Below are 22,056 nucleotides of genomic sequence, written 5' to 3' on the forward strand. Positions count from 1 at the left end.
CGTAGTCACTTTAGACTAGTCAGTCCCTCGGGGGTGATCGCAAAGCGGACCCGGCGATCGTGCGGCTCGGCGGGCACGTCCTCGCGCAGCTCGCCGTCGTGGAGCAGGGCGACCGTGGGCACGTTCGGCCCGACCCTGCTCAGGGCCCGGTCGTACGATCCCCCGCCGCGCCCGAGACGTACCCCGGTGTGCCGGTCGACGGCCAGCGCCGGGACGATCACCAGCGCGGCCGTGCGGATCGCGCCGGTGCCGCGCCGCGTGTCGACCGGCTCCATCAGCCCGAACCGGCCCGGCGCCAGCGTGTCGGGCCCGTCGTACACCGCCCAGTCGAGGTCGTCGTCCTCGCGCAGGACCGGCAGCATCACGGTCGCGCCGTGCTTCCACAGCGCGAACACCAGCCCGTGCGTCTCCGGCTCGGTGCCGATCGACCAGTAGCAGGCGACGAGCCCGGCCATCTGGACCCACGGCTGGTCAAGGAGGGTTTCGCGGATCTTGATGGAGTTGGCGCGCAATTGGCCGGGAGTGAGGGAGGCACGCGCCGAAATCAGCTCACGGCGCAGGTTGAGCTTGTCCACAGGGTCCTCCACTAGGGTCTACTCATGGCTGACTTCGACCCTGTGACGAAAGCCGTGGTGCCCGCCGCGGGTCTGGGCACCCGGTTCCTTCCGGCGACCAAGGCGACACCCAAGGAGATGCTGCCCATCGTCGACAAGCCCGCCATCCAGTATGTCGTCGAGGAGGCGGCCTCCGCCGGGCTCCTCGACGTGCTGATGGTCACGGGCAAGAACAAACGGTCGATCGAGGATCATTTCGACCGCGCGTTCGAGCTGGAGGAGGTGCTCGAAGCCAAGGGCGACGAGCACCGGTTGTCCCAGGTCCGTGAGCCGGCCTCGCTGGCGACCCTGCACTACGTGCGGCAGGGCGAGCCGAAGGGGCTCGGGCACGCGGTGCTCTGCGCCAAGCAGCACGTCGGCGACCATCCGTTCGCGTGCCTGCTCGGTGACGACCTGATCGACCGGCGTGACCCGCTGTTGCAGCGCATGATCCAGGTGCGCGACACGTTCGGCGGCAGCGTCATCGCGCTGATGGAGGTGCCCAAGGAGCAGGTGTCCCTCTACGGCGTGGCGACGATCGAGGCGACCGACGAGGACGACGTCGTCCGCGTGACCGACCTGGTGGAGAAGCCGCCGGTCGACGAGGCGCCGTCCAATTGGGCGATCATTGGGCGTTATGTCATCGACCCGGCCGTGTTCGAGGTGCTGGAGAACACGCCGCCCGGGCGCGGCAACGAGATCCAGCTCACCGACGCGCTGCGCACGCTGGCCGGGCGCGACTCCAGCGAGGGCGGGCCGGTCCACGGCGTGCTGTTCCGGGGCCGCCGCTACGACACCGGTGACAAGCTCGACTATCTGCGCACCGTGGTGAAGTTCGCCGCGGACCGGCCCGACCTGGCTCCCGAGTTCCTGCCGTGGTTGCGAGAGTTCCTCGATGAAGTCGGTTGATCAGCACCTCGCTGACATCCTGTCCACCGTGCGGCCGCTCGCGCCGCTCGAGGTGGAGCTGGAGAGCGCGCTCGGCACGACACTGGCGGAGGAGATCGTCTCGCCGGTGCCGCTGCCGCCGTTCAACAACTCCGCCATGGACGGCTATGCCGTACGCGCCGTCGACGTCCAGGACGTGCCCGTCACGCTCCCGGTGATCGACGACGTGGCCGCCGGGGCCGGTGAGATGCTCGCCATCGGCCCCGGGCACGCCGCGCGGATCATGACCGGCGGGCCCATGCCCGCCGGGGCCGACGCGGTGGTGCCCGTGGAGTGGACCGACGGCGGCAAGGTCTCCGTCCGCGTCGACCGCGCCGCCTCCGTCGGCAACGCGATCCGGCTGGCGGGCGAGGACGTGCGGGCCGGCGACACGGTGCTCCGGCCGGGCACCGTGATCGGTCCCGCCCAGCTCGGCATCATCGCGGGCGTCGGCCGCCGCCGGGTTCTCGTACGCCCCCGGCCCCGCGTCGTCGTGCTGGCCACCGGGGCCGAGCTGGTCGAGCCGGGGCTGGCGCTCGGCCACGGGCAGATCTGGGACTCCAACAGCTTCACGCTCACCGCCGCCGTGCGCGAGGCGGGCGGCGACGGCTTCCGCGCGCCGACCGTGGGCGACGACCCGGCCGCGTTCCTGGAGCAGCTCGACGCCCAGCTCGTCCGCGCCGACGCCGTGATCACCAGCGGCGGGGTGTCGATGGGCGCGTACGAGCCGGTCAAGGAGGCCCTGGGGCCGCTGGGCACCGTACGGTTCGAGAAGGTCGCCATGCAGCCCGGCATGCCGCAGGGCTTCGGCGTGGTGGGCGACGACCAGGTGCCGGTGTTCGCGCTGCCCGGCAACCCGGTCTCGTCGTTCGTCTCCTTCATGCTCTTCGTACGGCCCGCGCTGCGGCGGATGCGTGGGCTGGAGGCCGGGTTCCCGGAGACGACGGCCGTCCGGCTCGGCGCCGATGTGCGCTCGCCGGAGGGCAAGAGGTCGTTCCTGCGCGGGCGGCTGGCCGGCGACGTCGTCGAGCCGGTGCGCGGGCAGGGCTCCCACCAGCTCGCGGCGCTGGCCTCGGCGGACGCGCTGATCGTGGTGCCCGAGGAGGTCACGGCGCTGACCGCCGGAGAGGAAGTGCGGGTGATCCGGCTTTGAGCGAGTTCACGCATCTGGACGAGACCGGCGCGGCGCGGATGGTGGACGTCTCCGCCAAGGACGTCAGCGTCCGCACCGCCACGGCGACCGGGCGGGTGCTGCTGTCGGGCGAGGTCGTGGAGCTGCTGCGGTCCGGCGAGGTGCCCAAGGGCGACGCGCTGGGCGTGGCCCGGATCGCCGGGATCATGGGCGCGAAGCGGACGCCCGACCTGGTGCCACTCTGCCATCCGATCGCGCTGCACGGGGTGAAGGTCAGCCTCGACGTGGAGGACTGGGGCGTGGCGATCACCTGCCGGGTGAAGACGGCCGACCGCACCGGCGTCGAGATGGAGGCGCTGACCGCCGTCACCGTGGCGGGGCTGGCGCTGGTGGACATGGTGAAGGCCGTCGATCCGGCCGCCGTGATCAGTGACGTGCGGGTGGAGGAGAAGACCGGGGGCAAGACCGGGATCTGGAGGCGGGGATGATCCGGACACTGGTGGTGACGGTCTCGAACCGCGCCTTCACCGGCGTTTACGCCGATAAATCAGGACCTGTCCTGGTTTCCCTGCTCCAGGACGCCGGGTGCACCGTCGACGGCCCCACCGTGGTGCCCGACGGCGACGCCGTCGAGACCGCCCTGCGCGAAGGCGTCGCCTCCGGCTACGACGTGATCGTGACCACCGGCGGCACCGGCCTCACCCCGACCGACCTGACGCCCGAGATGACCGCCCGGGTGATCACCCGCGAGATCCCCGGCATCGCCGAGACCATCCGCCAGGCCAACCGCGACCAGGTTCCCACCGCCGTCCTGTCCCGCGGCCTCGCCGGGCAGGCCGGCAACACGCTGATCGTCAACCTGCCCGGCTCGACCGGCGGCGTACGCGACGGGGTGGCCGTCCTCGCGCCCATCCTGCGCCACGCCGTCGACCAGATCCGCGGCGGCGACCACCCCGGTTCCTGACCCGTGGCGGCATCGCGCCGGTTGGGGGGATGATGGTGTGGTGGATCGACTACGCGGCTGGCCTGCGGCGCTGAGCGAAGGTCCGGTCGGCCTCCGGCCGCTCCGGCTGGCGGACGTGCGCGTATGGCGCGACACCCGGGTGCGCAACGCCGACTGGCTCCGCCCCTGGGAACCCAGCAACCCGGAGACCCCGCTGTTCAAGACCGGGCTCAGCCCGTACGTCTCCATGGTCGGCACCCTGCGCCGCGAAGCCCGCCAGGGGCTCGCCCTGCCGTGGGTCGTCACGTACGGCGGCCGGTTCGCCGGCCAGCTCACCATCGGCGCCATCGTGTGGGGCTCGGCCCGCTCCGCCCAGGTCGGCTACTGGATCGACGGCGCGCTCGCCGGCCGCGGCATCACCCCGACCGCCCTCGCCCTGGCCGTCGACCACTGCTTCTTCACCACCGGATTGCATCGGCTCGAAGCAAACATCCGCCCCGAGAACCAGGCAAGCCGTAGGGTGGTTGAGAAGCTCGGCTTCAGGGAAGAAGGCATACGGCGTCGCCAACTCCACATCGACGGAGCCTGGCGCGACCACATCTGCTACGCGCTGACCGTCGAGGACGTCCCCGGCGGCCTGCTGGTGCAGTGGCGTCGCGCGCGTGAGTCAGCGGCTCACGGTGGTTCTCCGGTTGAAGAGGTTTGACGATCTCGCGACACACCGCACCGAATGCTCGTCAATCAGTGACACGCGGTCTTACGGTGCGTGACGTGAGCACTTTGAAGACGCCGATGACCCACAGGCGTCTTCATGTTGCCCGGAGGTGGCCGTGAGCGGTGCCCTCCTCTACCTTGCCATCGTCATCATGTGGCTGTGCGTCCTGGTCCCCATGTGGCTGCGCCGGGACAAGACGAACCTCGCCGAACTGGCCGAACTCGAGGAACACTACACCGGCGAACACCAGCTCCCCGACCTGACCCGCTCGCCCCAGGACTCGGGCACGGGCCTGGAGGACGACGCGCCGCCGGCCGACTACGTCGACCCCCGCCAGTTCCGCGCCCGCCGCCGCGCGATCATCGTAGCGCGGCGCAGACGGTTGCTGTTCTTCACGCTGCTGCTGGTGGCGGCCTCCATCGCGACGGCCGCCTTCCAGCTCATCCCGTGGTGGGCCGTGGCCCCCTCGGGCGTGATCATGATCGGCTACCTGGCGTTCCTGCGGATGGCCGTACAGGTCGACCGCGAACGCCGCCAGCGCGCCGCCCGAGCCCGCGAACGCGCCCGCCGCATCCGCGAACGCCGCGCCGCCGAGCTCGCCGCCCAGCAGGCGGAGGCGGAGATCATCGAGTTCGAGGCCCGGCAGGCGGACGTCCTCTTCGACCAGTACGCCGAACCGCCCCGGCGCGCGGTGGGCGACTGACGGGGTGCGCGACCGAAAGGGTGGCGCGAGGACCCTCTGGAGTTTGCTAATCTGGTCGAGTCCTTGGGGATGTAGCGCAGTCCGGTAGCGCACTTCGTTCGCATCGAAGGGGTCAGGGGTTCGAATCCCCTCATCTCCACCCAGGTCGAAGGCCGCTTCCGAGTGATCGGGAGCGGCCTTTGCGTTACTAGGCGAGTAACTGAGTGACTGTCCGGTTGAATGCGAAGATGATCAATCGGCTGGTGACGGCGACCATGAGTGCGGCGCGCCGAGGCCATCGGGGTGCAAGGTGATGGTGGCCTGAGCACAGATGTGTGCTGGGTCGCCCTTGCCTCTGGGGGCGGAAGGGGTTCGTCGGCGGGCAGGAGGACGGTCGGCTTGGCAGTGCCGTGGGCGGCGCGCTGGCGGCTGTTGGTCAGGTCCACCGCGGTGGGTGGCGCGGCCGGGCTGCGGTGGAGGCGGTTGAGGCGGGGGCAGGTCACCGAGGGGGAGGTGCCGGCGGCCGGGTATTGCAGCCGGATCCGTCTCTGGGTGCCGGCGCCTTGCTTGAGCTTGAGCCAGTAGGGCTCGCGGGCGGCGATCAGTTGGGTGAGCTGCTCGGGTGGCCTGCGGATGATCTGATCGTCCAGACCGGTGGTGGCCTGGGCCAGCCGTTCGGGCATGAGGGGGGGGCAGGCCAGGTTGCCGTCGATGAGCAGGGCGTTCGTGGACGCTGCCTTGGACGCCGGCTGATCCTGTTTGTAGTCCAGGACGAGTTGGTAACCCAAGGCGCGGGCGGGCCGGGCGAAATGATCGGCCCGCCTGGTCGCTATAGGCGCGGTCGACGGCGAGGATGCCGGTGGGCAGGTCGAGCGGGAGGAAACCTGCAGAGTGGCGATCGCGTTCGCACCGATGCGCTTGTACGGAGTGTCGATGACCAGGCAGAGCGCGAGGATGAAAAGCGTTCACGGGGTGAGCCGGGAAGCGGTCTTCCCAGCCCTTACTCCACCCCTGGGTCCGTGCCTTTCGTGAACACCCCACCAGGAAGATGCAGGTGACCGCCGTCCGGGCCATCTGACCAGCGCGGGCGCTCTACTTTGCGTCTGGTGACAGACCCGAGCCCCGGGCCTTCAAAATCGGCCCCTCCGCTGCCTACGAGGCGCTGACCCAGCGCTGAGCAGCGGCTCTGCTGTCCCGCGGCCCGTTTCTGCCAGCGTGGTACTCGTTCATGATCCACTCAATGTGGGTTTCGGGCTTATGTGGTTCTGACCGCCAGAATTCCAGAGTTCGCGAATACCGCAGGGCAACCTGATTGCCCTGCGAACCCCTAGCTCAGCAACAGTGTTCGCCGTTTGGCACCGCACAGGCATTGGTGCGCTCCGGCAGTTGCCTACCGTGGCCGAGGGGCTGTGGTGGTCGAGCCCCACTCCCACAGCGCCTGCAGGACCGGTGCGAGGGCGCGGCCGCGTTCGGTGAGGGCGTAGCCCACTCTTGGCGGCCAGCCCGGCTTGCGGTGGCGGTTGAGGGCGCCGGCCCCGACCAGTTGGGTCAGCCGGTCGGTGAGGACCTTGTCGGAGAGTGTGGGCAGGGCCTGTGCGAGCTGGCTGAAGCTGCGCGGACCGTGCAGCAGTTCGAGGATGACCAGGGCGGTCCACCGTCCGCGCAACGTGGCGAGGGTGATCTCTACCGGGCACGACGGGTCGGGCTCGACCACCGGGCCCGGGCAGCTGTGCAGGAACTCGGTCGCTGTGTAGCTGACCGTTTGGTGAGCCACGTAGGGCCTCCTTAGTGTTGCCGTCACATCCCAGCATGCAGGGCCGGGAGCCGGCCCTGGACATCGGTGCGGCATGTCCGGTCAACCGGCCAGGCGACCATTCAGGCGGAGGAGCGACGTGGTGCAATCCATGGAGAAGATAGCGATCGCGGAGTTGGTGACTCGGCTCTTTCATGCGCTGGACGCGCATGATTGGGAAACGATCGGCGCACTGGCAACGGAATTCGTTGATCTTGATTACCCGTCGAAACAGGGTGGTCCGGAACGGGTGTCTGCAGGCGATTTCGTATCGGGCCTGCAGAGTTTCCTTCCTGGCTTCGATGCTACGCAACACCTGCTGGGTCCGATCGTGGTCGACCTGGGTGAGGAACCCGAGGCGACGGCGCGCTTTGACGCCCGTGTCACGCACCTGATCACCGAGGCCGCCGATGCCCCTATCTGGGTGATCGGCTGCCACTACACGCTCGGCCTCGAACGGCGAGACGGTGAGTGGAAACTGTGCTCCTCCCGTGTCCGGGTGCTGTACGAGGAGGGCAACCGCGACCTGGAAGCCGCAGCGCGTCAACGGGCGCAGCCATCGTCCCAATAGTTGCTCGCCCCTGAGGAAGTCGCCGGGGTAAGTGCTTCCGAGCTCGGCAATTACAGCGCTGTGAGGCCTGGCGGGTTGAGAATGACGTTGCTGTCATTTCGTCGGAGGTGGTGGCCGGTGCTGCGGTCTCGGGACGACAGGCCGCGTAGGTGGCGGCCTTTCTGACGCTGCCGGCGGTTCCGAATCCGGATCTTGTGCATCGACTGCGTAGGTGTCTTCGGGCGGAGGCTCGCGGTGGTCGTGGGCTTGCCGCCGGGTGCGTCCTTCGAGAGCTTCGCTTCGTCCGGCTTCGGCGCTGTGCACACCTTGGAGCCGCAGACAGGTGCTGTCAGCAGGCCAGCGCTTTCCGGACCCCATCCAGGTGCGTGACGGAGGCTGCACCGGGCAGCGGGCCGCGTACGTGCTCAGGTGTCAGCCGGATGCCCGGTGAACGCCGGCCAGTGCCGTGGCTGCCGGCAGCGGGCGAACCGCGTCGCGCGTAGCCCTCTGCCTGCAGCGATGCGTACGTGGGTGTTTAGGGCGGAACTTCGTCGGTGATGATCGCATCAAACCAGGCGTGTTGATCGAAGGAGACCCTCAGCGGCTCGGTCGTTACTGGCTGGCCGGGCGGCTCGGTGCCGGCGGCCAGGGAGTGGTGTATGAGGCATATGCCGAGGACGGCCGCCGGGTGGCGATCAAGGTGCTTCACGGCGATCAGGTGGCCCAGCTCGGCCGGGAAGCGGCGGCCGCCCAGCGGGTGGCCTCGTTCTGCACCGCGCCGATCATCGAGGCCAAGCTGGAGGGCCCGCGTCCCTACATCGTCAGCGAGTACGTGGAGGGCCCGAGCCTGCGTACGGCGGGCAGGATCTTCGTGGGTGACGACCTGCACCGCCTGGCCACCGCCATCGCGACGGCGCTGACAGCCATCCACGACGCCGGGGTGATCCACCGCGACCTGAAGCCCGACAACGTGCTGCTGGGCCCGGACGGCCCCCGCGTGATCGACTTCGGCATCGCCAGGACCGCCGAGATGTCGCTCACCGCGACCGGCGTGGTGAGCGGCACGCCCACCTACATGGCCCCTGAGGTGTTCATCGGCCAGCGAGCGGACGCCTCGGCGGACGTGTTCGCCTGGGGAGCCGTCATCGTCTTCGCCGCCACCGGCCGTGATCCGTTCCACGCCGAGAACCTGGGAAGCGTCATGCACCAGGTGTTGTCGGCCACCCCCGACCTGTCCGCGCTGCCCGGCACGCTGCGCCGGTTGGTCTCCTTGGCGCTGGCCAAGGAGCCGGCCCAGCGGCCGACCGCCCGCGAGCTGCTGCTGGCGCTGGTCAGCGGCGACGGCGGCCTCGACACCGCCCGCCTGCTCGCCCAGGGCGGCCACCGGGCCGCCGGGATCGGCGCGCAGGGGCACGATCCCGCACTCGGCACGCTGGCCGAGCAGGCGTACGCGATGCTCGATCCGGCCGAGCGCGAGCTGGTCCCCGAGGTGCTACTGCGGCTGGTGACGGTGGACGAGGCGGGCGAGCTGTCGACCCGGCACGCCGAGCTGGCCGAGCTCATCGAGGGGCGGGCGTCGCACGAGGTGGCCGCCGTGCGCAGGATCCTCGCCGTGTTCGGCTACTTCCTGGCCAGGCAGGACGGCGGCGTACGGCTGGCCAGGCCGGCCCTGCCCCAGGCCTGGCCGCGGTACCGCCGGTGGATCGAGACCAACCGCGACGGCCTGGCCGTACACCGGCAGATCCTCACCGCGGCGCGACGATGGCAGGCGGCGGGACGCCGGGACGGCGACCTGTTCCAAGGCAGCAGCCTGGACAGCGCGTTGGAGTGGGCGGCTACCGCCCGCCGCGACATCACCCTGTCGCCCACCGAACGTGACTTCCTGTCCGCGGCGGCCACCCTGACCAGGCACAGGGCCAGGCGGGCCCGGCTGACCTCGCTGAGCCTGGGCGGGCTGCTGGTGATCGCGCTGGTGGCCGGCGGGCTGGCCGTACAGCAGGGCGCGGTGGCCGACGGCCGGGCTGAGCAGATTGCCGGGCAGCTGACCAGGTCGGAGGCGGCCAGGCTCGCTGGGGTGGCGACCACGACCCGCGGGAGCGACCCTCACCAGGCGATGCTGGCGAGCCTGGCGGCCTGGCGGCTGGACCGCACGCCGGCCACCAGGGCGGCCCTGGTGGCCTCGCTGGCGCAGCGCGAGACGGCGATGTTCCGCGACCCGTCGACCGCGGGCGACACGGTACGCGCGCTCGGCGCCGACGGCCGGACGCTGATCAGCGCCGATTCCACCGCGACGCGTGTGTGGGACGTGCGCAACGGCCGGCTCCTGCGGACACGCGGCGCCCGGCGGGCCGAGCCGATGGACAGCGTGACGCTGAGCCCGTCGGGCAAGGTGCTGGTGACCGTGACGGCCAGGCGCGCGTCCGCGGTGGACCTCGCCAGCGGCAGGAAGATCAGCGACCACGTCTTCCCCGCTGCCAAGGATTTCACGAACGAGTGGGTCGACGTGGCGTTCGAGCGGGACGATTCCGTCCTGCTCGAGGAGGCTGACCGGCGTACCCGCTGGGACCTGCGAACCGGCGCCGCCAAGGCCCTCGGGCCCGCCGCCGCGGGCACATTCAGCCGGGACGGGGCCTGGCGGGCCGTACGGCGCGGTCGCCTGCTGGAGCTGACCAACCTGCGGACCGGGGCGAAGGACTTCATCGGCGACAAGGACGGCGCCGGCACCCAGGGCACCTGGAACGGTGGCGCGGCCGTGTTCGGCGCCGGCCTCGTCGCGACGGTGGCATCGCGGTCCATCCAGTTCTGGCGCAGGTCGGACACGCAACTGCTCACCACGGTCCAGGTACGGGGAGGAGTCGACGAGGCGGTTCAGGGGGCCTTCGACGGAAGCACGTTCCGCTATCTGGTGGGTGACCAGGTTTTCTCGGTGGACGTGGCCGACCTGACCACCGAGGACGACGATCGCCTGGTGAGCGCGGCGGCGCTGAGCGGCGACGGGCGGCTCGTGGTCCGCGACGGCGAGCTGTCGGCCGTCGGCGGGAGGAAGGTCGGCGCGCTGCCGGAGGCGGAGTACGCGGTGTTCAGCCCGGACGCCCGTTTCGTCGCCATGTTCGGGCCCGGGGTGCGGATCGTGGACACCGCCTCGGCCGCCGTCCAGGGCACGCTGCGTACGTCCGCCGCGCAGGTGGCCTTCTCTCCCGACGGCGCCAGGCTGGTTGTGGTCACCGAGAAGGGCGGGGTCGAGCTGTGGGACCGGCAGACCGGGCGGCGCATGTGGTCGGCCGAGGCGGGCGCGGCGAAGTACGCGGCCTTCTCCGCCAACGGGCGGACGCTGGTGGTGGCGGGTGACCGCGTTCACCTGCTGGAGACGGCCGCAGGCAAGGCGCTGGGGCCGGCGTTCGGCGGCGGTGGCAGGAACGCCGAGGGGGTGCGCGCGTACTTCACCCGCTCCGGCAAGGCGGTCGTGGTGCTCGACGCGCGGCGACGGATGACGGTGTGGGACGTGGCCACGCGCCGCAGGCTCGCCACCGCGCGCGGGTTCGGCGACCCCGCCGCCTACTCGCCGCGCGAGGACCTGCTCGCCAGCCTTCAGGTGGGGGGCAGGGTGCGGCTGGTCGACGTGATGTCGGGCACGGACCTGGGCGCGCTGCTCGACCAGGGCGGCGGGCAGGACCCGGAGATCGGGGCGCCGCTCGACGTGGCGTTCACCGGCGACGGGTCGGCGGTGCTGACCGTGAACGGCAACGGCGCGGTCAGGCGGCACGCCGTGGGCGGGGAGGCGTTGGCTGCGGCGGTGTGCGCGAAGGCGGGCGGGCTGAGCGCGGCGCAGTGGCGGGTGATCGTGCCCACGCTGCCGTACAGAAAGGCGTGTCCCTAGCCGGCGACCCCGACGAAGACGCGCGTGCGCGATGCTCGCCTTGGACGTCGGGGGCCGTACCTGGTCAGGGTGATCGGAGGAACGTCAGCGCGTCGGCTGCGAAACGCGGGTCGGTGAACGTCGCGCCGTGGCTTCGGCCCGGGTAGACGATCAGCTTGGCGCCGGGGATGCCGGCTGCGGTCTGGCGGGCCAGTTCGAGGGGGTAGGCCAGGTCCTTCTGGCCCTGGATCAGCAAGGTGGGGGCGGTGATCTCCGGTAGCCGGGCGCGCAGGTCGAAGCCGATTTCGGCGTTGAGCATGGTGGCGCCGTCGGTGTGGTCCCCGCGGCCGTCGGCCAGCCAGGCCAGCGCGGCGACGAGCGTCCGGCCGATCGGCGACTCCGTCACCAGGTCGGCCAGAGGGGGGCTCGGCCGCCGGCCCCGCCTGGCGCGCTCGACGTAGGCGCGGTTGGCGCGCTCGCAGATCGGGCCCGGTGCGGCGGCCGTACCGCCCAGGACCAGGCGCGCGACCAGGCCGGGGTGGTCGGCGGCCAGTTGCAGGGCCAGGGAGCCGCCCGTCGACAGGCCCAGCACGTGCACCGGTCCGGTGAACGCGGCCTCGATCCCCCCGGCGTAGTGGGCGGCCAGATCGGCCATGGTGGTGTCCGGCGGCAGGCCGGGACGGCGGGTGAGGGCGTGGACGGTGAAGTGCTCGGTGAAGGGCTTGACCAGCCGCATCAGGTAGCGACGGCCCCAGCCGGCCGGCACTGCGGCCTGCGGGGTGAAGAGGAGGACGATCAGCGGCGGTCCTGTCCCGAGGGAGAGGCAGGGCAGTCCGCCCAGGGAGTGCGCAACTTCCATAATGGGATTACTGTAATAGTCTGATTATCAGAATGGCAAGATGCTAGCCGTTCGCGCCCAGGCCCGACTCCCGGGCGCGGACGATGGCCTGCGAACGGTCGGCGACCTGGAGCTTGGTGAAGATGGCCGAGACGTGGTTGCGGACCGTCTTCTGGCTCAGCCCGAGCCGGGCGGCGATCTGCGGATTGGTCAGGTGCCTGGCGACCAGGTCGAGGATCTCGCTCTCGCGCTGCGTCAGGCCGGGCAGCGCCGCCCCGGGCCGTTCGCCGCCCCCGCTGAAGTAGTCGGCCAGGCGATGGCCGAGCGCGGGACCGAAGACGGCGCCGCCCTCGGCCACCACCTGCACCGCACGGACGATCTCCGCCTTGCGCGCCCCCTTGAGGACGTAGCCGCGCGCCCCGGCCCGCACGGCCGCGAACACCGAGTCGTCGTCGTCGGACATGCTGAGCACCACCACCCTGATGTGCGGATGGTCGCGGACCAGCAGCTCGGTCGCCGCGATCCCGCCCATGCCCGGCATCTCCAGGTCCATCAGCACCACGTCCGGCTGCGCGCGGCCCGCCAGCGCGAGCGCCTGCTCCCCGCTGCCCGCCTCGTCGGCGACCTCGATCCCGTCGGCTCCCGACAGCAGCGCGCGCAGCCCCGCGCGGAACCCCGGATGGTCGTCAACCACCAAGATCCTGATCATCGCCGTTCCCCTCCCCACCCGCGGGCAGCTCGACCCGGACGCGGGTGCCGCCGCCGGGACGCTCCTCGACGGTGCAGGATCCTCCCAGCTCCAGGGCACGTTCGCGCATCGACGCCAGCCCGACCCCCGAGCCCGCCGCGGCGGACTCCCGCCGCCCGATCCCGCGGCCGTCGTCGCAGATCTCCAGGTTCAGCCTCCCGCCGGCGAGCTCGATCCGCAGGCGGGCGTACGTGGCTCCCGCGTGCCTGCGCGTGTTGGCCAGAGCCTCGCTCGCGATCCGGTACGCGGCGACCTCGGTGGCGGCGGGCAGCACGGGCACCTCGTCCGGGGCGTGCACCTCCACGCGCAGCCCTGAGGGCTGGCGGGCGGCGTGGGCGCGCAACGCCCCGGCCAGGCCCAGCGAGTCCAGCGCCGGCGGGCGAAGCCCTTCCACCAGGGTCCGCACGTCGGCCAGCGCGGCCTCGGCGTCGCCGACGATGTCGGCCAGCAGTTCCCGTACGCGCTCGTCGGCCGCCAGGTCGTGGGCGGCCTCGGCCCGCATGGTCAGCGCGGCCAGGGTCGGCCCGAGGCCGTCGTGCAGGTCGCGCCGCAGCCGGCGCCGCTCCTCCTCGCGGGCCATGACGAGCCGCTCCCGCGACCGCCGCAGGTCGGCGGAGAGCCGTGCCGCGTGCACGGCCACGGCCACCTGCCGGGCCAGGTCCGCCAGGACGCGCAGGTCACGGGGGCCGAACCCGGTCTCCCCCGGCCGGGGGCGCAGGATCAGGCCGCCGACCTGCCGGCCGTTGTGCGTCAGCGGCAGCCGGGTCAGGCCCGCGTCGCCCGTCGCGGCCGGGCCCGGCGCGGTGTAGGCGTGGCGCTCGCCCCCGGCGGTCTCCACCGCCGCGTACGGCAGGCGCAGCGCCTCGGCGATCGACCGGGCGATCCCGGACAGCCCGGCGTCGGGGCCGGCGGCGTTCTCCAGCCTGCGGCCCAGCCGGGTGAGCGCGGCGTACGGGTCGTCGGCTTCGCCGTAGGTCAGCAGGTTGACCCAGCCCTGCAGTCGCTGGCGCAGCGGGGCGAAGGCCAGCGCGACCAGCCCGGCGGCCCCTACGGAGATCGGCAGGTCCTGGGCGGGGAAGAGCGCCCCCAGATAGCCGACCACGAGGACGTACCCGCCGGTCACGCAGCCCGACAGCAGCACGTAGACCAGTGTCCGGTTGATCACCAGGTCGATGTCGAAGAGCCGGTGACGCAGGATCGCCACGCCGATGGTGACCGGGACGAGGGCGGCGCCCAGGGCGGCGACCAGCTCCCACACGGGGTCGTGGGCGGGCCACACGGAGCCGGGGACGTCGTCGGTGAGCCCCGCCACCAGCCTGGCCCCGATCACCAGGGCCTCGATCCCGGCCCCGTAGAGCAGCCAGGCGACCTGGCGGCGTTCGGGGCCGTCGCTGCGCAGCAGCCGCCTGCCCAGCCCGGCGGCGCCGACGGCGAACACCGCCACCAGCACGCCGCCCAGCACCGGCTCCAGCACCGGCGCGACGGGGGCCAGGGCGGGCACGCCGAGCGGGTTGGGCACCCCGGCGCCGGCGCCCACCTGGGTGTCCGGCCCGGGGCGCAGCGCGCTCAGCACGGCGACGACCGCCGCGACGGCCACCGCCGCGGCCGGCCACGGGCGTAAGGAGGCGGAGGGCAGCCGCCCGCCGGGGAAGAACAGCGGGACCAGGGCCGCCGCCGTGTTGGCCGGCACCCACAGCCAGGTCTGCGGCCAGGCCAGCGGCGCGGCCAGCGGCAGCCCCGGATGGGTGATCAGCCCGAGGATCGCGTACTGGCCGGTGGCCTCGTACAGCGCGAAGCAGAACGAGGACAGCGCGAGCAGCCGGCCCACCATGTGCCCGGGCCGCCGGGCGCAGATCAGGCCGCCCACCAGGGCGCAGGCCGTCACGAACAGCAGGTGGAGCACCGGCGCCGGCGCGCTGCCGTTGGCGCCCGCCAGGGCGGCGGCCGTCGCGGCCAGGGCCAGGGTCAGCCCGCACCACCACCACGCGGCCCGGCCCGTCGCTGGCTTCACCTCGGTCGCCGTCACGATCCCTCCGATCAGGAGCCAAGGTAGCCGTTCACGAGCCCGGCGGGGAGGGACGCCGTCCTGGGACACACAGGACATTCATCCCGGCCGGGCGGTCCGGAACGATCACCGTGCAAGGCGTCGCCGCGTCCGCGACCGTCACGATGGCACTGGAGGCTCGCCGGGTCTGCCGGCGGCGCGAAACGGGCCACCGTTTAAAGTTGGACGCTCATCGAACTCTAGGGGAGTTGGGTATGCGTGCTCTGCGGATCGACCGCTTCGGAGATCTTGACGTGCTGGCGCTGGTCGACGTGCCGGAGCCCCGGCCGGCCGAGGGCGAGGTGCTGGTGCGGGTCATCGCCTCGGCCGTGAACCCGGTTGACGACAAGACGCGGGAAGGGGCCATCGGGGAGGGCACGCCGCCGTTGCCGATGACGCTGGGCTGGGAGCTGGCGGGGATCGTCGTCGACCCGGGCACGAGCGGGCTGTCCGTGGGCGAGCGGGTGTTCGGCATGTCGCACCAGCTCGCGACCGGGCGTGGCTCATGGGCCGACCTCGTCGCCATCCCGGCTGCCTCCATCGCCCAGGCGCCCACGTCGATCAGCCTGGCCGAGGCGGCGACCCTGCCCCTGCCGGGACTGACCGCGCTGCAGACCCTGGACTGGCTGCAGGTCGGCCAGGGAGACAAGCTGCTGGTGGCAGGTGCGGCGGGAGCCGTCGGCGGGCTCGCCGTGCAACTCGCGGTTGCTCGCGGAGCGCAGGTGGACGCGCTGGTGTCCAGGCAGGCGCAGGTCAAGGTGGTACGGGAACTGGGGGCCGAGCACGTCACCACCGACCGGACCACCCTGCCGGCGGGCGGCTACGACGCCGTCTTCGACACCTTCGGCGCCTTCGTCACCGACGCGGTGGCCGCCGGCGGCCGGTACGCCTCGATCGCCACTCAAGCCGGGCCCGTCCCCGACCTGTCGCATCGTCGGGTGCGCACCACGGTCAACCAGGTACGCGAGGACGGCCGCGGCCTCGCCGAACTCGCCGCGGCTGTGGACGGCGGGCGACTGAGGGCGCGGGTCGACGCGCAGTACGCCGTGCAGCACGTCAAAGCCGCGCACGAGCATTTCCGGCGGGGGAGCCTGAACGGGAAGATCGCGCTGATCTTCTGAACGGACCATCCGGGAAGGGCGCGCCGCCGCCCTCTGTCCTTTTGCAGAGGCGGTGGGGTGGACGCCGGGGAAGTTCTGCCGTTCGGCGGATAGGGCGGCGCGGGGCCGGGATCGAGGCTTGAGCCATGAGGAAGGTCATGGTGAAGTGGCCCCACTGGGCCGGGTACGCGGCGGCCGTCTGGGCGTTGGGCTACGGGGCGCTCGGGCTGTACTGGGCGCTCGGCGGCAGCGGGTTCCCCTTCGGCAGGAGCGATCCCGACTGGGAGCCGGGGCTGTCGGTGCTCGGGGAGGCGATCCCGGAGCGGGCGGGGCCGGTGATCGCGGTGCTCGGCGTGCTGGGGGCGGTCGCCGGGCTGGCGCTCGCGCGAGGGGTGCGGCGGGGCCGTGCCGTGCTGCTGGGGTTCGCCTGGGCGGCGGCGGTCGTCCTGACGGTGGTGGTCACCGACAACCGGGTGCTGATGCTGGTGGCCTATGCGCCGCTGCTGGCGGTGTTCGCCTTCACCGGGGTGCCGGGAGGGCAGCCGATGTCGGAGCTGGTGCCGTGGTCGCGGGTCAACCTGTTCGTCGTCCTGGTGGGCGGGCTGCTGTGGGCGATGGCGGCGCTGGCCTACCAGCGGCGTACGGCGGCCAGGTGCGTGATGTGCGGGCGGGGCGCGTACGGGCCGGCACGCTGGGCCACGCCGCAGGCGGCGCGGCGCTGGGGCCGGTGGGCGGTGGTGGTCGCGGCGGCCGTCCCGGCCCTGTACGACGCCAGCCGCTTCGCCTGGGCAGCGGGCATCCCACTGGGGATCACCGAGGAGTTCTGGCGGTGGCTGGACGAGTCGGGGCTGCGCTGGGGCGGGCTGTTCCTCAGCCTGATGGGGCTGGCCGGGGCGATTCTCACGCTGGGGCTCGTGCGGCGCTGGGGCGAAATCTACCCGCGGTGGATCTGGTTCAGGGCGGGCCGGCCGGTGCCGCTGATGCTGGCCGTCGTTCCCGCCTCGATCGTGTCGGTGATCGTGCTGTCGGGCGGGCTCACGTACTGGCGCCTGCGCATGGTGCACGGGTTCGACGACTGGGGCATGTGGGCGACGTGGTTGCCGCCGCTGACGTGGCCCCTGTGGGGCGTCGCGCTGGCCGCCGCCGCCCTCGCCTACTACCTGCGCCGCCGCGGGGTCTGCCGGGTGTGCGGAGGCGGTGGGCTCAGGGAAGCCGAGCCGGCCGCCGAGCGTGGTTAGGCTTTCGGCATGAGGGCGTACGGCGAGGCGGAGGGCCGGCGTGGTGACGCGGCACGCCGGCTCCCGGTGGCCTGGGGAGCGGGAGCCGCCGGGGCGCTCTCGCTGGCCGTCACGCTGGCGCATCCGCTGACCGGGACGGTCAGCGGCAGCGCGCCGTTGCAGGTGGGCGAGGTGTCGGTGCTCCTGGTCCTGACCGCTGTCACCGTCCGGCGCTCCCCAGGAGGGCGGGCGGCCGTGTGCGCGGGGCTGAGCGGGCTCGCGGTGGCCTTCATCCTGCTGCGGGCCGTGTGGCAGGGGCCGCCGCAGCTGGCGTTCGGCGCCTGTGCCGGGTGGGCGCTCGGCGCTGTGGCGGCCGTGGGGGCCGGGCTCTACCTGCGTGGGCTGGACGACAAGCGGCGGCGTGCGGTCGAGGAGGCCGAGCGGGCGCAGCGGCTCGGGCTCGCCCGCGACCTGCACGACTTCGTCGCCCACGACCTCAACGGCATGCTGGTGCAGGCGCAGGCCGCCCAGGTGGTGGCCGGCACGCTGCCGGAGCCGGTCGCCGAGGCGCTGCGGCGCATCGAGGACGCCGGGCAGCGGGCGCTGGCCTCGCTGGACCGGGCCGTGCACGCGCTGGGCGAGCGGGGGCCGGGGATCGAGGAGCTGGAGCGCCTGGCGGACGCGTTCTCGCCGGCCGTGCGGGTGGAGCTGGCCGTCGAGCCGGGCATGGCGGTACGCCACGAGGTGTCGTCGCTGGCCTACCGGGTGGTGACGGAGGCGCTGACCAACGTACGCCGGCACGCACCGCGCACCACGACCGTGCGGGTGGACATTCGTAAGGAAGGGGAGGTCCTGCGCGTACGGGTGGAGGACGACGGCGGGGGCAGGTCGCAGAGCACCAGAGCAGGCGGTTTCGGGCTGGCGAGCCTGGCCCACCTGCTGGAGGCGCGTGGTGGGAAGCTGGCGGCAGGCCCGGACCGGCGTGGCTGGCAGGTCACCGCGCGGATCCCCGCATGACGGCCGGCGGTTACGGATGACGACGCGGATTCTCATCGCCGACGACCAGGAGGACGTGCGGATCGGATTCCGGCTGATCCTCGACGCGCAGCCGGACATGACCGTGGTGGGCGAGGCCGCCGACGGCGCGCGGGCGCTCGAGCTGGCCCGTCACCTGCGTCCCGATGTGGTGCTGGCCGACATCCGCATGCCGGGCCTGGACGGGCTGGAGGTCACCCGGCAGCTCGCCGCCGAGACCCGCGTGATCGTCGTGACCACCTTCGACCTGGACGAGTACGTCCACACCGCGCTGCGGGAAGGGGCGTGCGGCTTTCTGCTCAAACGGTCGGGCCCCACCCTGCTGGTGGAAGCGGTCCGCGCGGCGATGGCAGGTGACACGCTGATCAGCCCCCAGGTGACCCTCCGGCTGCTCCGGGGCCTGATCCGGACGGCCCCGCCGCCGCTGAAGGACCCGCTCACCGCGCGTGAGCTGGAGATCGCCCTTCTGGTGGCGCGAGGGCGCACCAACGCCGACATCGCCGCCGAGCTGGTCATCAGCCCGGGCACGGTCAAAACGCACATTGCGCATATCCAGCGCAAGGTGGGAGCCGCCAATCGGGTCGGCATCGCCGCCTGGGCCTGGAGCAGCGGTCAGGTCCGCTGAGCGCGGACCCGTCGAGCGGCTCGGGTCCTGGTTCGCGGGTCGCCTGCTTCAGGCGTCCCGGACATGGGTCAGTTGTGCTCTAGCCTCCGCGAACGCCTCCGCCTGCCGAATCCAGTCCCCGCCGTCGAGGCTGAGCCCGACCGTGTCGGCGCCCGCCTCCGCGTAGGCGTGGAGGCGGTCCGCCACCTGCGCCGGGGTGCCGGTGACCGGTACGGCTGCCGCTTCCTCCGGGGCCATGCCGTGCACGTCCACCAGGATGCGGGTGAAGGAGGCGACGGCGGCCGGGTCGTCGACGAGGATCGCATGGCCGCCCACCGAGATCGTCGGAACCGGGCGGCCCAGCTCGTCGGCGATCTCGCGCAGCCGTGCCGCCTTCTTGCGCAGAGCCGCGGGGCTGATCAAGGAGGGCACCCAGCCGTCACCGAGGCGGACGGCGCGGCGCATCGCCGCCTCGGAGTTCCCGCCGACGAGGATGGGCGGGACCGGGGCGGCCGGGCCGAGAGTGACCTGGTCCTCGCCGAGTGGGGTCGCCTCACCGCGGATCAGGCCGGGGAGCGCCTGCAGGGCTTCGTCGGCCCGGCGCCCCCGGCCCTGAACGGGCGCTCCGACCGCACGCCAGAACGGCGAGCCGGGGAAGCCGCCGATCCCTACGCCCAGGGTGACTCGGTTGCCCGACAAGTGCTGAAGTGTCTGTATCTGCGTGGCGATCCAGGCGGTCGGGCGCAGCGGGAGGCTGAGCACGCCGAACTCCAGCCCGATCGTGTCGGTCACCGTTGCGGCGGCGGCCAGGACGAGCATGGCGTCGAAGCTCGGTGTCCCGTCTCCGACGATGAAGTCGGCCATGCCGAGCGAGTCGTAGCCGAGGTCCTCAAGGCGCTTCGCCATCGCGATGTCAGGCACGCCGGTCTTTGTCATGGGCAAGGTGGTGCTGATCCGCATGGTGATCCTCCTGGACGTTCGGACCGGAATTGCAGATCACGCTAGGAACTCAAGGCGGGTTGAGGTCAAATTGCGGGGCGCGTGGGGAGATCGTTCGCCGGGGGACGGAATTCCTCAAGGGAGGGAGTCCGCCTGTTCCGGGAACGGCCGGAATTGTTCAGTGAGTTGAAAGTGGGCCTGGTTGGATCTTCCGCATGGCAGAGAATTCCGGCGCGGTGGCGGACGTCTGGGCGGAACGCATGCGGGCCGCGCTGGTCGGAACGTCGGCATTGAGCATCGTGGGCACGCGCGTCCTACGCCACCTGTTCACGCTGATGGTGCCCACGACGGTGCTGTCGATCCCGGTCGGCCTGTTGGCGGCGGCGCTGTTGCCGATCGCGGCCGCCGGGCGGCTTCTGGTGGTCAACGGGCGGATCGAGCTGGTCGGGGACGCGGATGTGCCGCTGTTCGCCTGGCTCGGCGTGCTGGTGCTGATCGGCGTGCCCGCCGCCGCGGTCGCCGGGGGCGCGACCATGCTCATGGCCGCGGGCCGGGTGCTGGGCTGGCCGGTGCCCTGGCGGTCCGCGCTCCGGGTGGCGGTACGTCGGGGGCGAGGGCTCACCGCGCTCGCCTTCGTCCAGGTCGCCTTCCTGGCACTGACGGCGGCTGCCGGGGTGGCGTTGACCGTGTTCGTGAACCCGTGGGCGGGCATCGCGGCGATCGTGGTCGTCGGACTGGCCCTGATGCCCGGCCTGCTGGCGATGCCCGCCATGCTGCTGGAGGAGCTGGGGCCGTTCGCGGCGCTGCGCCGGGCGTACCGGCTCGTGGCGACGATGCGGTTCACCTCGCCGCTCCTGCTGGCGATCGGCGTGATCATCCTGCACGGCCTGGCCGCCGGCGGCTTCGACTGGGTGGCCGACCGCCTGCCCTATCCGGTGAACGTCGCGGTGAACTCGGCCGCCGCCGTCCTGCTGTCCGCGTTCCAGGCCGCCGTGCTCGCCGTGGTCTTCCTGAACCGCATCGCGAAGCAGTGGCACGAGGTGGGCCGTCCCGAACTGCGCGCCATCGTCGACCGGTTACCGGAGCGGGACGGAGCGCGTACCCGGACGGCACCGATCCTGGCGCTGCTCGTGCTGCCCGGCCTGGTGACCGGCGTCGTCGCCGCGGTGAACCCGCTGGGGTGGGTGGAGGTCTCCGACCACGTGGCCGCGTTGTCCCCGGCGGACGAAGCGGACGAAGCGGACGACGACGGCGGCGACCGCGGGCCTGTCGTGTGGTCGCGGGACCTCACGGCGCTGTACGTCTCTCCCGGGCCGAAGCTCGCGATGTACATGCAGGGCTTCGACGACGACGCGCCCAGGATGCTGACCTGCCCGGACCTCACCTGCGCCGACCTGGACATCTTCTACGCGGGCGACAACCGCACCGACCGGTTCGCCGCGACCGCGGCTCTGCCCGACGGCAGGACGGTGGTCGCCTCCTGGGACTGGGACCAGGCGGAGCGCAACTACCGGCTCCGCTTGGCGGCCTGCGACCAGGCCCGCTGCTCGGCTCCCGGGAAGCCGATCGCCTGGTGGTCCAAGGACGACGGGCAGTTCCTGTGGTCGAGACTGGCGGTGGCGGCCCACCCGGGCGGCGTGGTCCTGGTTCAGGCCGACAGGCCCGACGACGCCAAGACGCTGACCTTCACCTCGTGCCGCGACCTCGCGTGCGCCGATCCGGTGCGGCATACCCCGGTACGGCTGAGGCGTGACATCGCGGGGACCAGCGACAAGCACGCGTTGAAGGTCGCCTTCGGCCCGGACGGCCGGCCTGTCGCCGCCGTTCGTGACGGTGACAGCGGCGCGGTCTCCCTGGTGACCTGCGGGACAGCGGACTGCGCGTCGGCCACGGTGACCACGCCGGGACCGCCGCTGACGGCAGCCGGGGCCCGGATGCGCGGCCTGTCCCTGGCCGTACGGCGGGACGGGCGGCCGGTCATCGCCTACGGCGACCCGGCAGCCGGCGCGATCAAGCTGCTCGACTGCCAGGACCGGGCCTGTTCCAGGGCGCAGAGCGCCACGCTCGCCGGGGATCGTCACGAGGACCCGCCCGGCCTGGTGCTCTCCGGCGACCGGGCGCTGGTGGCGACGTTCGCCGACGCGCACCTGGTCGTCCATTCCTGCCGGGGCACCGCCTGCCGGGCCACGAGGATCGCCAAGGCGGGGAACGTCCCGGAGCAGCTGGCCATGTCCCTCACCGGCACCGGCCGGCCGGTGATCGCCTGGATCGACGCGAACCCGCGCGAGGACGAGTGGTCCCTGCGGGTGACCTCGCCCCTCATCTGACCGAGCCGGCGACG

At 72.3% G+C, this 22,056-nt stretch carries 19 protein-coding genes and 1 tRNA gene; 14 read left to right on the top strand and 6 right to left on the bottom strand.

The window, feature by feature from the left end; all coding sequences use genetic code 11:
- Nucleotides 1-5 precede the first annotated feature (5 nt).
- The gene (locus tag AB0G11_RS14070) at nucleotides 6-575 is read right to left on the bottom strand and encodes a 5-formyltetrahydrofolate cyclo-ligase (RefSeq protein ID WP_219500169.1); all 570 of its coding nucleotides are present in this window, start codon (nucleotides 573-575) and stop codon (nucleotides 6-8) included.
- 24 nt (nucleotides 576-599) lie between these two features.
- On the opposite strand from AB0G11_RS14070, the gene galU reads away from it, so the two are divergent.
- From galU to AB0G11_RS14105, 7 genes are all read left to right on the top strand, one after another.
- Nucleotides 600-1,502 (top strand): UTP--glucose-1-phosphate uridylyltransferase GalU, encoded by a 903-nt coding sequence (galU, locus tag AB0G11_RS14075; protein WP_219500178.1) that lies wholly within the window; start codon nucleotides 600-602, stop codon nucleotides 1,500-1,502.
- A complete protein-coding gene (gene glp, locus AB0G11_RS14080; RefSeq protein WP_357586115.1) occupies nucleotides 1,489-2,673 on the top strand; it encodes a gephyrin-like molybdotransferase Glp in 1,185 nt (394 codons plus the stop codon). Before galU ends, glp begins: the two co-directional genes overlap by 14 nt.
- Nucleotides 2,670-3,140: a cyclic pyranopterin monophosphate synthase MoaC gene (moaC, locus tag AB0G11_RS14085; protein WP_219500182.1), complete on the top strand. Its 471-nt coding sequence runs from the start codon at nucleotides 2,670-2,672 to the stop codon at nucleotides 3,138-3,140. Before glp ends, moaC begins: the two co-directional genes overlap by 4 nt.
- Entirely contained in the window at nucleotides 3,137-3,616 is a 480-nt protein-coding gene (locus AB0G11_RS14090) for a MogA/MoaB family molybdenum cofactor biosynthesis protein (RefSeq protein ID WP_357586117.1), read from the top strand. The genes moaC and AB0G11_RS14090 overlap by 4 nt, the downstream gene beginning before the upstream one ends.
- Before the next feature lie 40 nt (nucleotides 3,617-3,656).
- On the top strand, nucleotides 3,657-4,301 hold the full coding sequence (locus AB0G11_RS14095) for a GNAT family protein (RefSeq protein ID WP_219500184.1): 645 nt from the start codon (nucleotides 3,657-3,659) through the stop codon (nucleotides 4,299-4,301).
- Nucleotides 4,302-4,425: 124 nt separating this feature from the next.
- Entirely contained in the window at nucleotides 4,426-5,013 is a 588-nt protein-coding gene (locus tag AB0G11_RS14100; RefSeq protein ID WP_219500185.1) for a hypothetical protein, read from the top strand.
- Nucleotides 5,014-5,078: 65 nt separating this feature from the next.
- A tRNA-Ala gene (locus AB0G11_RS14105) sits at nucleotides 5,079-5,152 on the top strand.
- A gap of 1,230 nt (nucleotides 5,153-6,382) precedes the next feature.
- Here AB0G11_RS14105 and AB0G11_RS14110 read toward each other — a convergent pair.
- On the bottom strand, nucleotides 6,383-6,766 hold the full coding sequence (locus AB0G11_RS14110; RefSeq protein ID WP_357586119.1) for a helix-turn-helix domain-containing protein: 384 nt from the start codon (nucleotides 6,764-6,766) through the stop codon (nucleotides 6,383-6,385).
- 130 nt (nucleotides 6,767-6,896) lie between these two features.
- Between AB0G11_RS14110 and AB0G11_RS14115 the strand changes: the two genes are divergently transcribed.
- Nucleotides 6,897-7,355 (top strand): nuclear transport factor 2 family protein, encoded by a 459-nt coding sequence (locus AB0G11_RS14115; RefSeq protein ID WP_219500187.1) that lies wholly within the window; start codon nucleotides 6,897-6,899, stop codon nucleotides 7,353-7,355.
- 556 nt (nucleotides 7,356-7,911) lie between these two features.
- Nucleotides 7,912-11,211 (top strand): serine/threonine-protein kinase, encoded by a 3,300-nt coding sequence (locus tag AB0G11_RS14120; RefSeq protein ID WP_357586121.1) that lies wholly within the window; start codon nucleotides 7,912-7,914, stop codon nucleotides 11,209-11,211.
- Nucleotides 11,212-11,275: 64 nt separating this feature from the next.
- Here the strand turns inward: AB0G11_RS14120 and AB0G11_RS14125 are convergent, their stop codons facing one another.
- From AB0G11_RS14125 to AB0G11_RS14135, 3 genes are read right to left on the bottom strand one after another with little or no spacing between them, the layout of a single operon-like run.
- Nucleotides 11,276-12,049: an alpha/beta hydrolase gene (locus AB0G11_RS14125; protein ID WP_357586123.1), complete on the bottom strand. Its 774-nt coding sequence runs from the start codon at nucleotides 12,047-12,049 to the stop codon at nucleotides 11,276-11,278.
- A gap of 43 nt (nucleotides 12,050-12,092) precedes the next feature.
- Nucleotides 12,093-12,737 carry a response regulator transcription factor gene (locus AB0G11_RS14130; RefSeq protein WP_357586125.1) on the bottom strand — a complete coding sequence of 215 codons (645 nt, stop codon included), beginning with the start codon at nucleotides 12,735-12,737 and terminating at the stop codon, nucleotides 12,093-12,095.
- Nucleotides 12,715-14,802, bottom strand: coding sequence for an ATP-binding protein (locus tag AB0G11_RS14135; RefSeq protein ID WP_357586127.1), 2,088 nt, complete (start codon nucleotides 14,800-14,802; stop codon nucleotides 12,715-12,717). Before AB0G11_RS14135 ends, AB0G11_RS14130 begins: the two co-directional genes overlap by 23 nt.
- Before the next feature lie 233 nt (nucleotides 14,803-15,035).
- On the opposite strand from AB0G11_RS14135, the gene AB0G11_RS14140 reads away from it, so the two are divergent.
- From AB0G11_RS14140 to AB0G11_RS14155, 4 genes are all read left to right on the top strand, one after another.
- Nucleotides 15,036-15,941, top strand: coding sequence for an NADP-dependent oxidoreductase (locus tag AB0G11_RS14140; protein WP_357586129.1), 906 nt, complete (start codon nucleotides 15,036-15,038; stop codon nucleotides 15,939-15,941).
- A 137-nt stretch (nucleotides 15,942-16,078) separates the two neighbouring features.
- On the top strand, nucleotides 16,079-17,158 hold the full coding sequence (locus tag AB0G11_RS14145) for a hypothetical protein (protein ID WP_357586131.1): 1,080 nt from the start codon (nucleotides 16,079-16,081) through the stop codon (nucleotides 17,156-17,158).
- A 9-nt stretch (nucleotides 17,159-17,167) separates the two neighbouring features.
- Nucleotides 17,168-18,154, top strand: coding sequence for a histidine kinase (locus AB0G11_RS14150; protein WP_219500199.1), 987 nt, complete (start codon nucleotides 17,168-17,170; stop codon nucleotides 18,152-18,154).
- 16 nt (nucleotides 18,155-18,170) lie between these two features.
- Nucleotides 18,171-18,797 (top strand): response regulator transcription factor, encoded by a 627-nt coding sequence (locus AB0G11_RS14155; protein ID WP_219500201.1) that lies wholly within the window; start codon nucleotides 18,171-18,173, stop codon nucleotides 18,795-18,797.
- Between the two features lie 48 nt (nucleotides 18,798-18,845).
- Here the strand turns inward: AB0G11_RS14155 and AB0G11_RS14160 are convergent, their stop codons facing one another.
- On the bottom strand, nucleotides 18,846-19,712 hold the full coding sequence (locus AB0G11_RS14160) for an LLM class flavin-dependent oxidoreductase (RefSeq protein WP_357586132.1): 867 nt from the start codon (nucleotides 19,710-19,712) through the stop codon (nucleotides 18,846-18,848).
- 218 nt (nucleotides 19,713-19,930) lie between these two features.
- On the opposite strand from AB0G11_RS14160, the gene AB0G11_RS14165 reads away from it, so the two are divergent.
- A complete protein-coding gene (locus AB0G11_RS14165) occupies nucleotides 19,931-22,042 on the top strand; it encodes a hypothetical protein (protein ID WP_357586134.1) in 2,112 nt (703 codons plus the stop codon).
- The last annotated feature ends 14 nt before the right edge of the window (nucleotides 22,043-22,056 follow it).

The organism is Nonomuraea sp. NPDC023979 (genome assembly GCF_040639085.1).
Classification (GTDB): Bacteria; Actinomycetota; Actinomycetes; order Streptosporangiales; family Streptosporangiaceae; genus Nonomuraea; species Nonomuraea ceibae.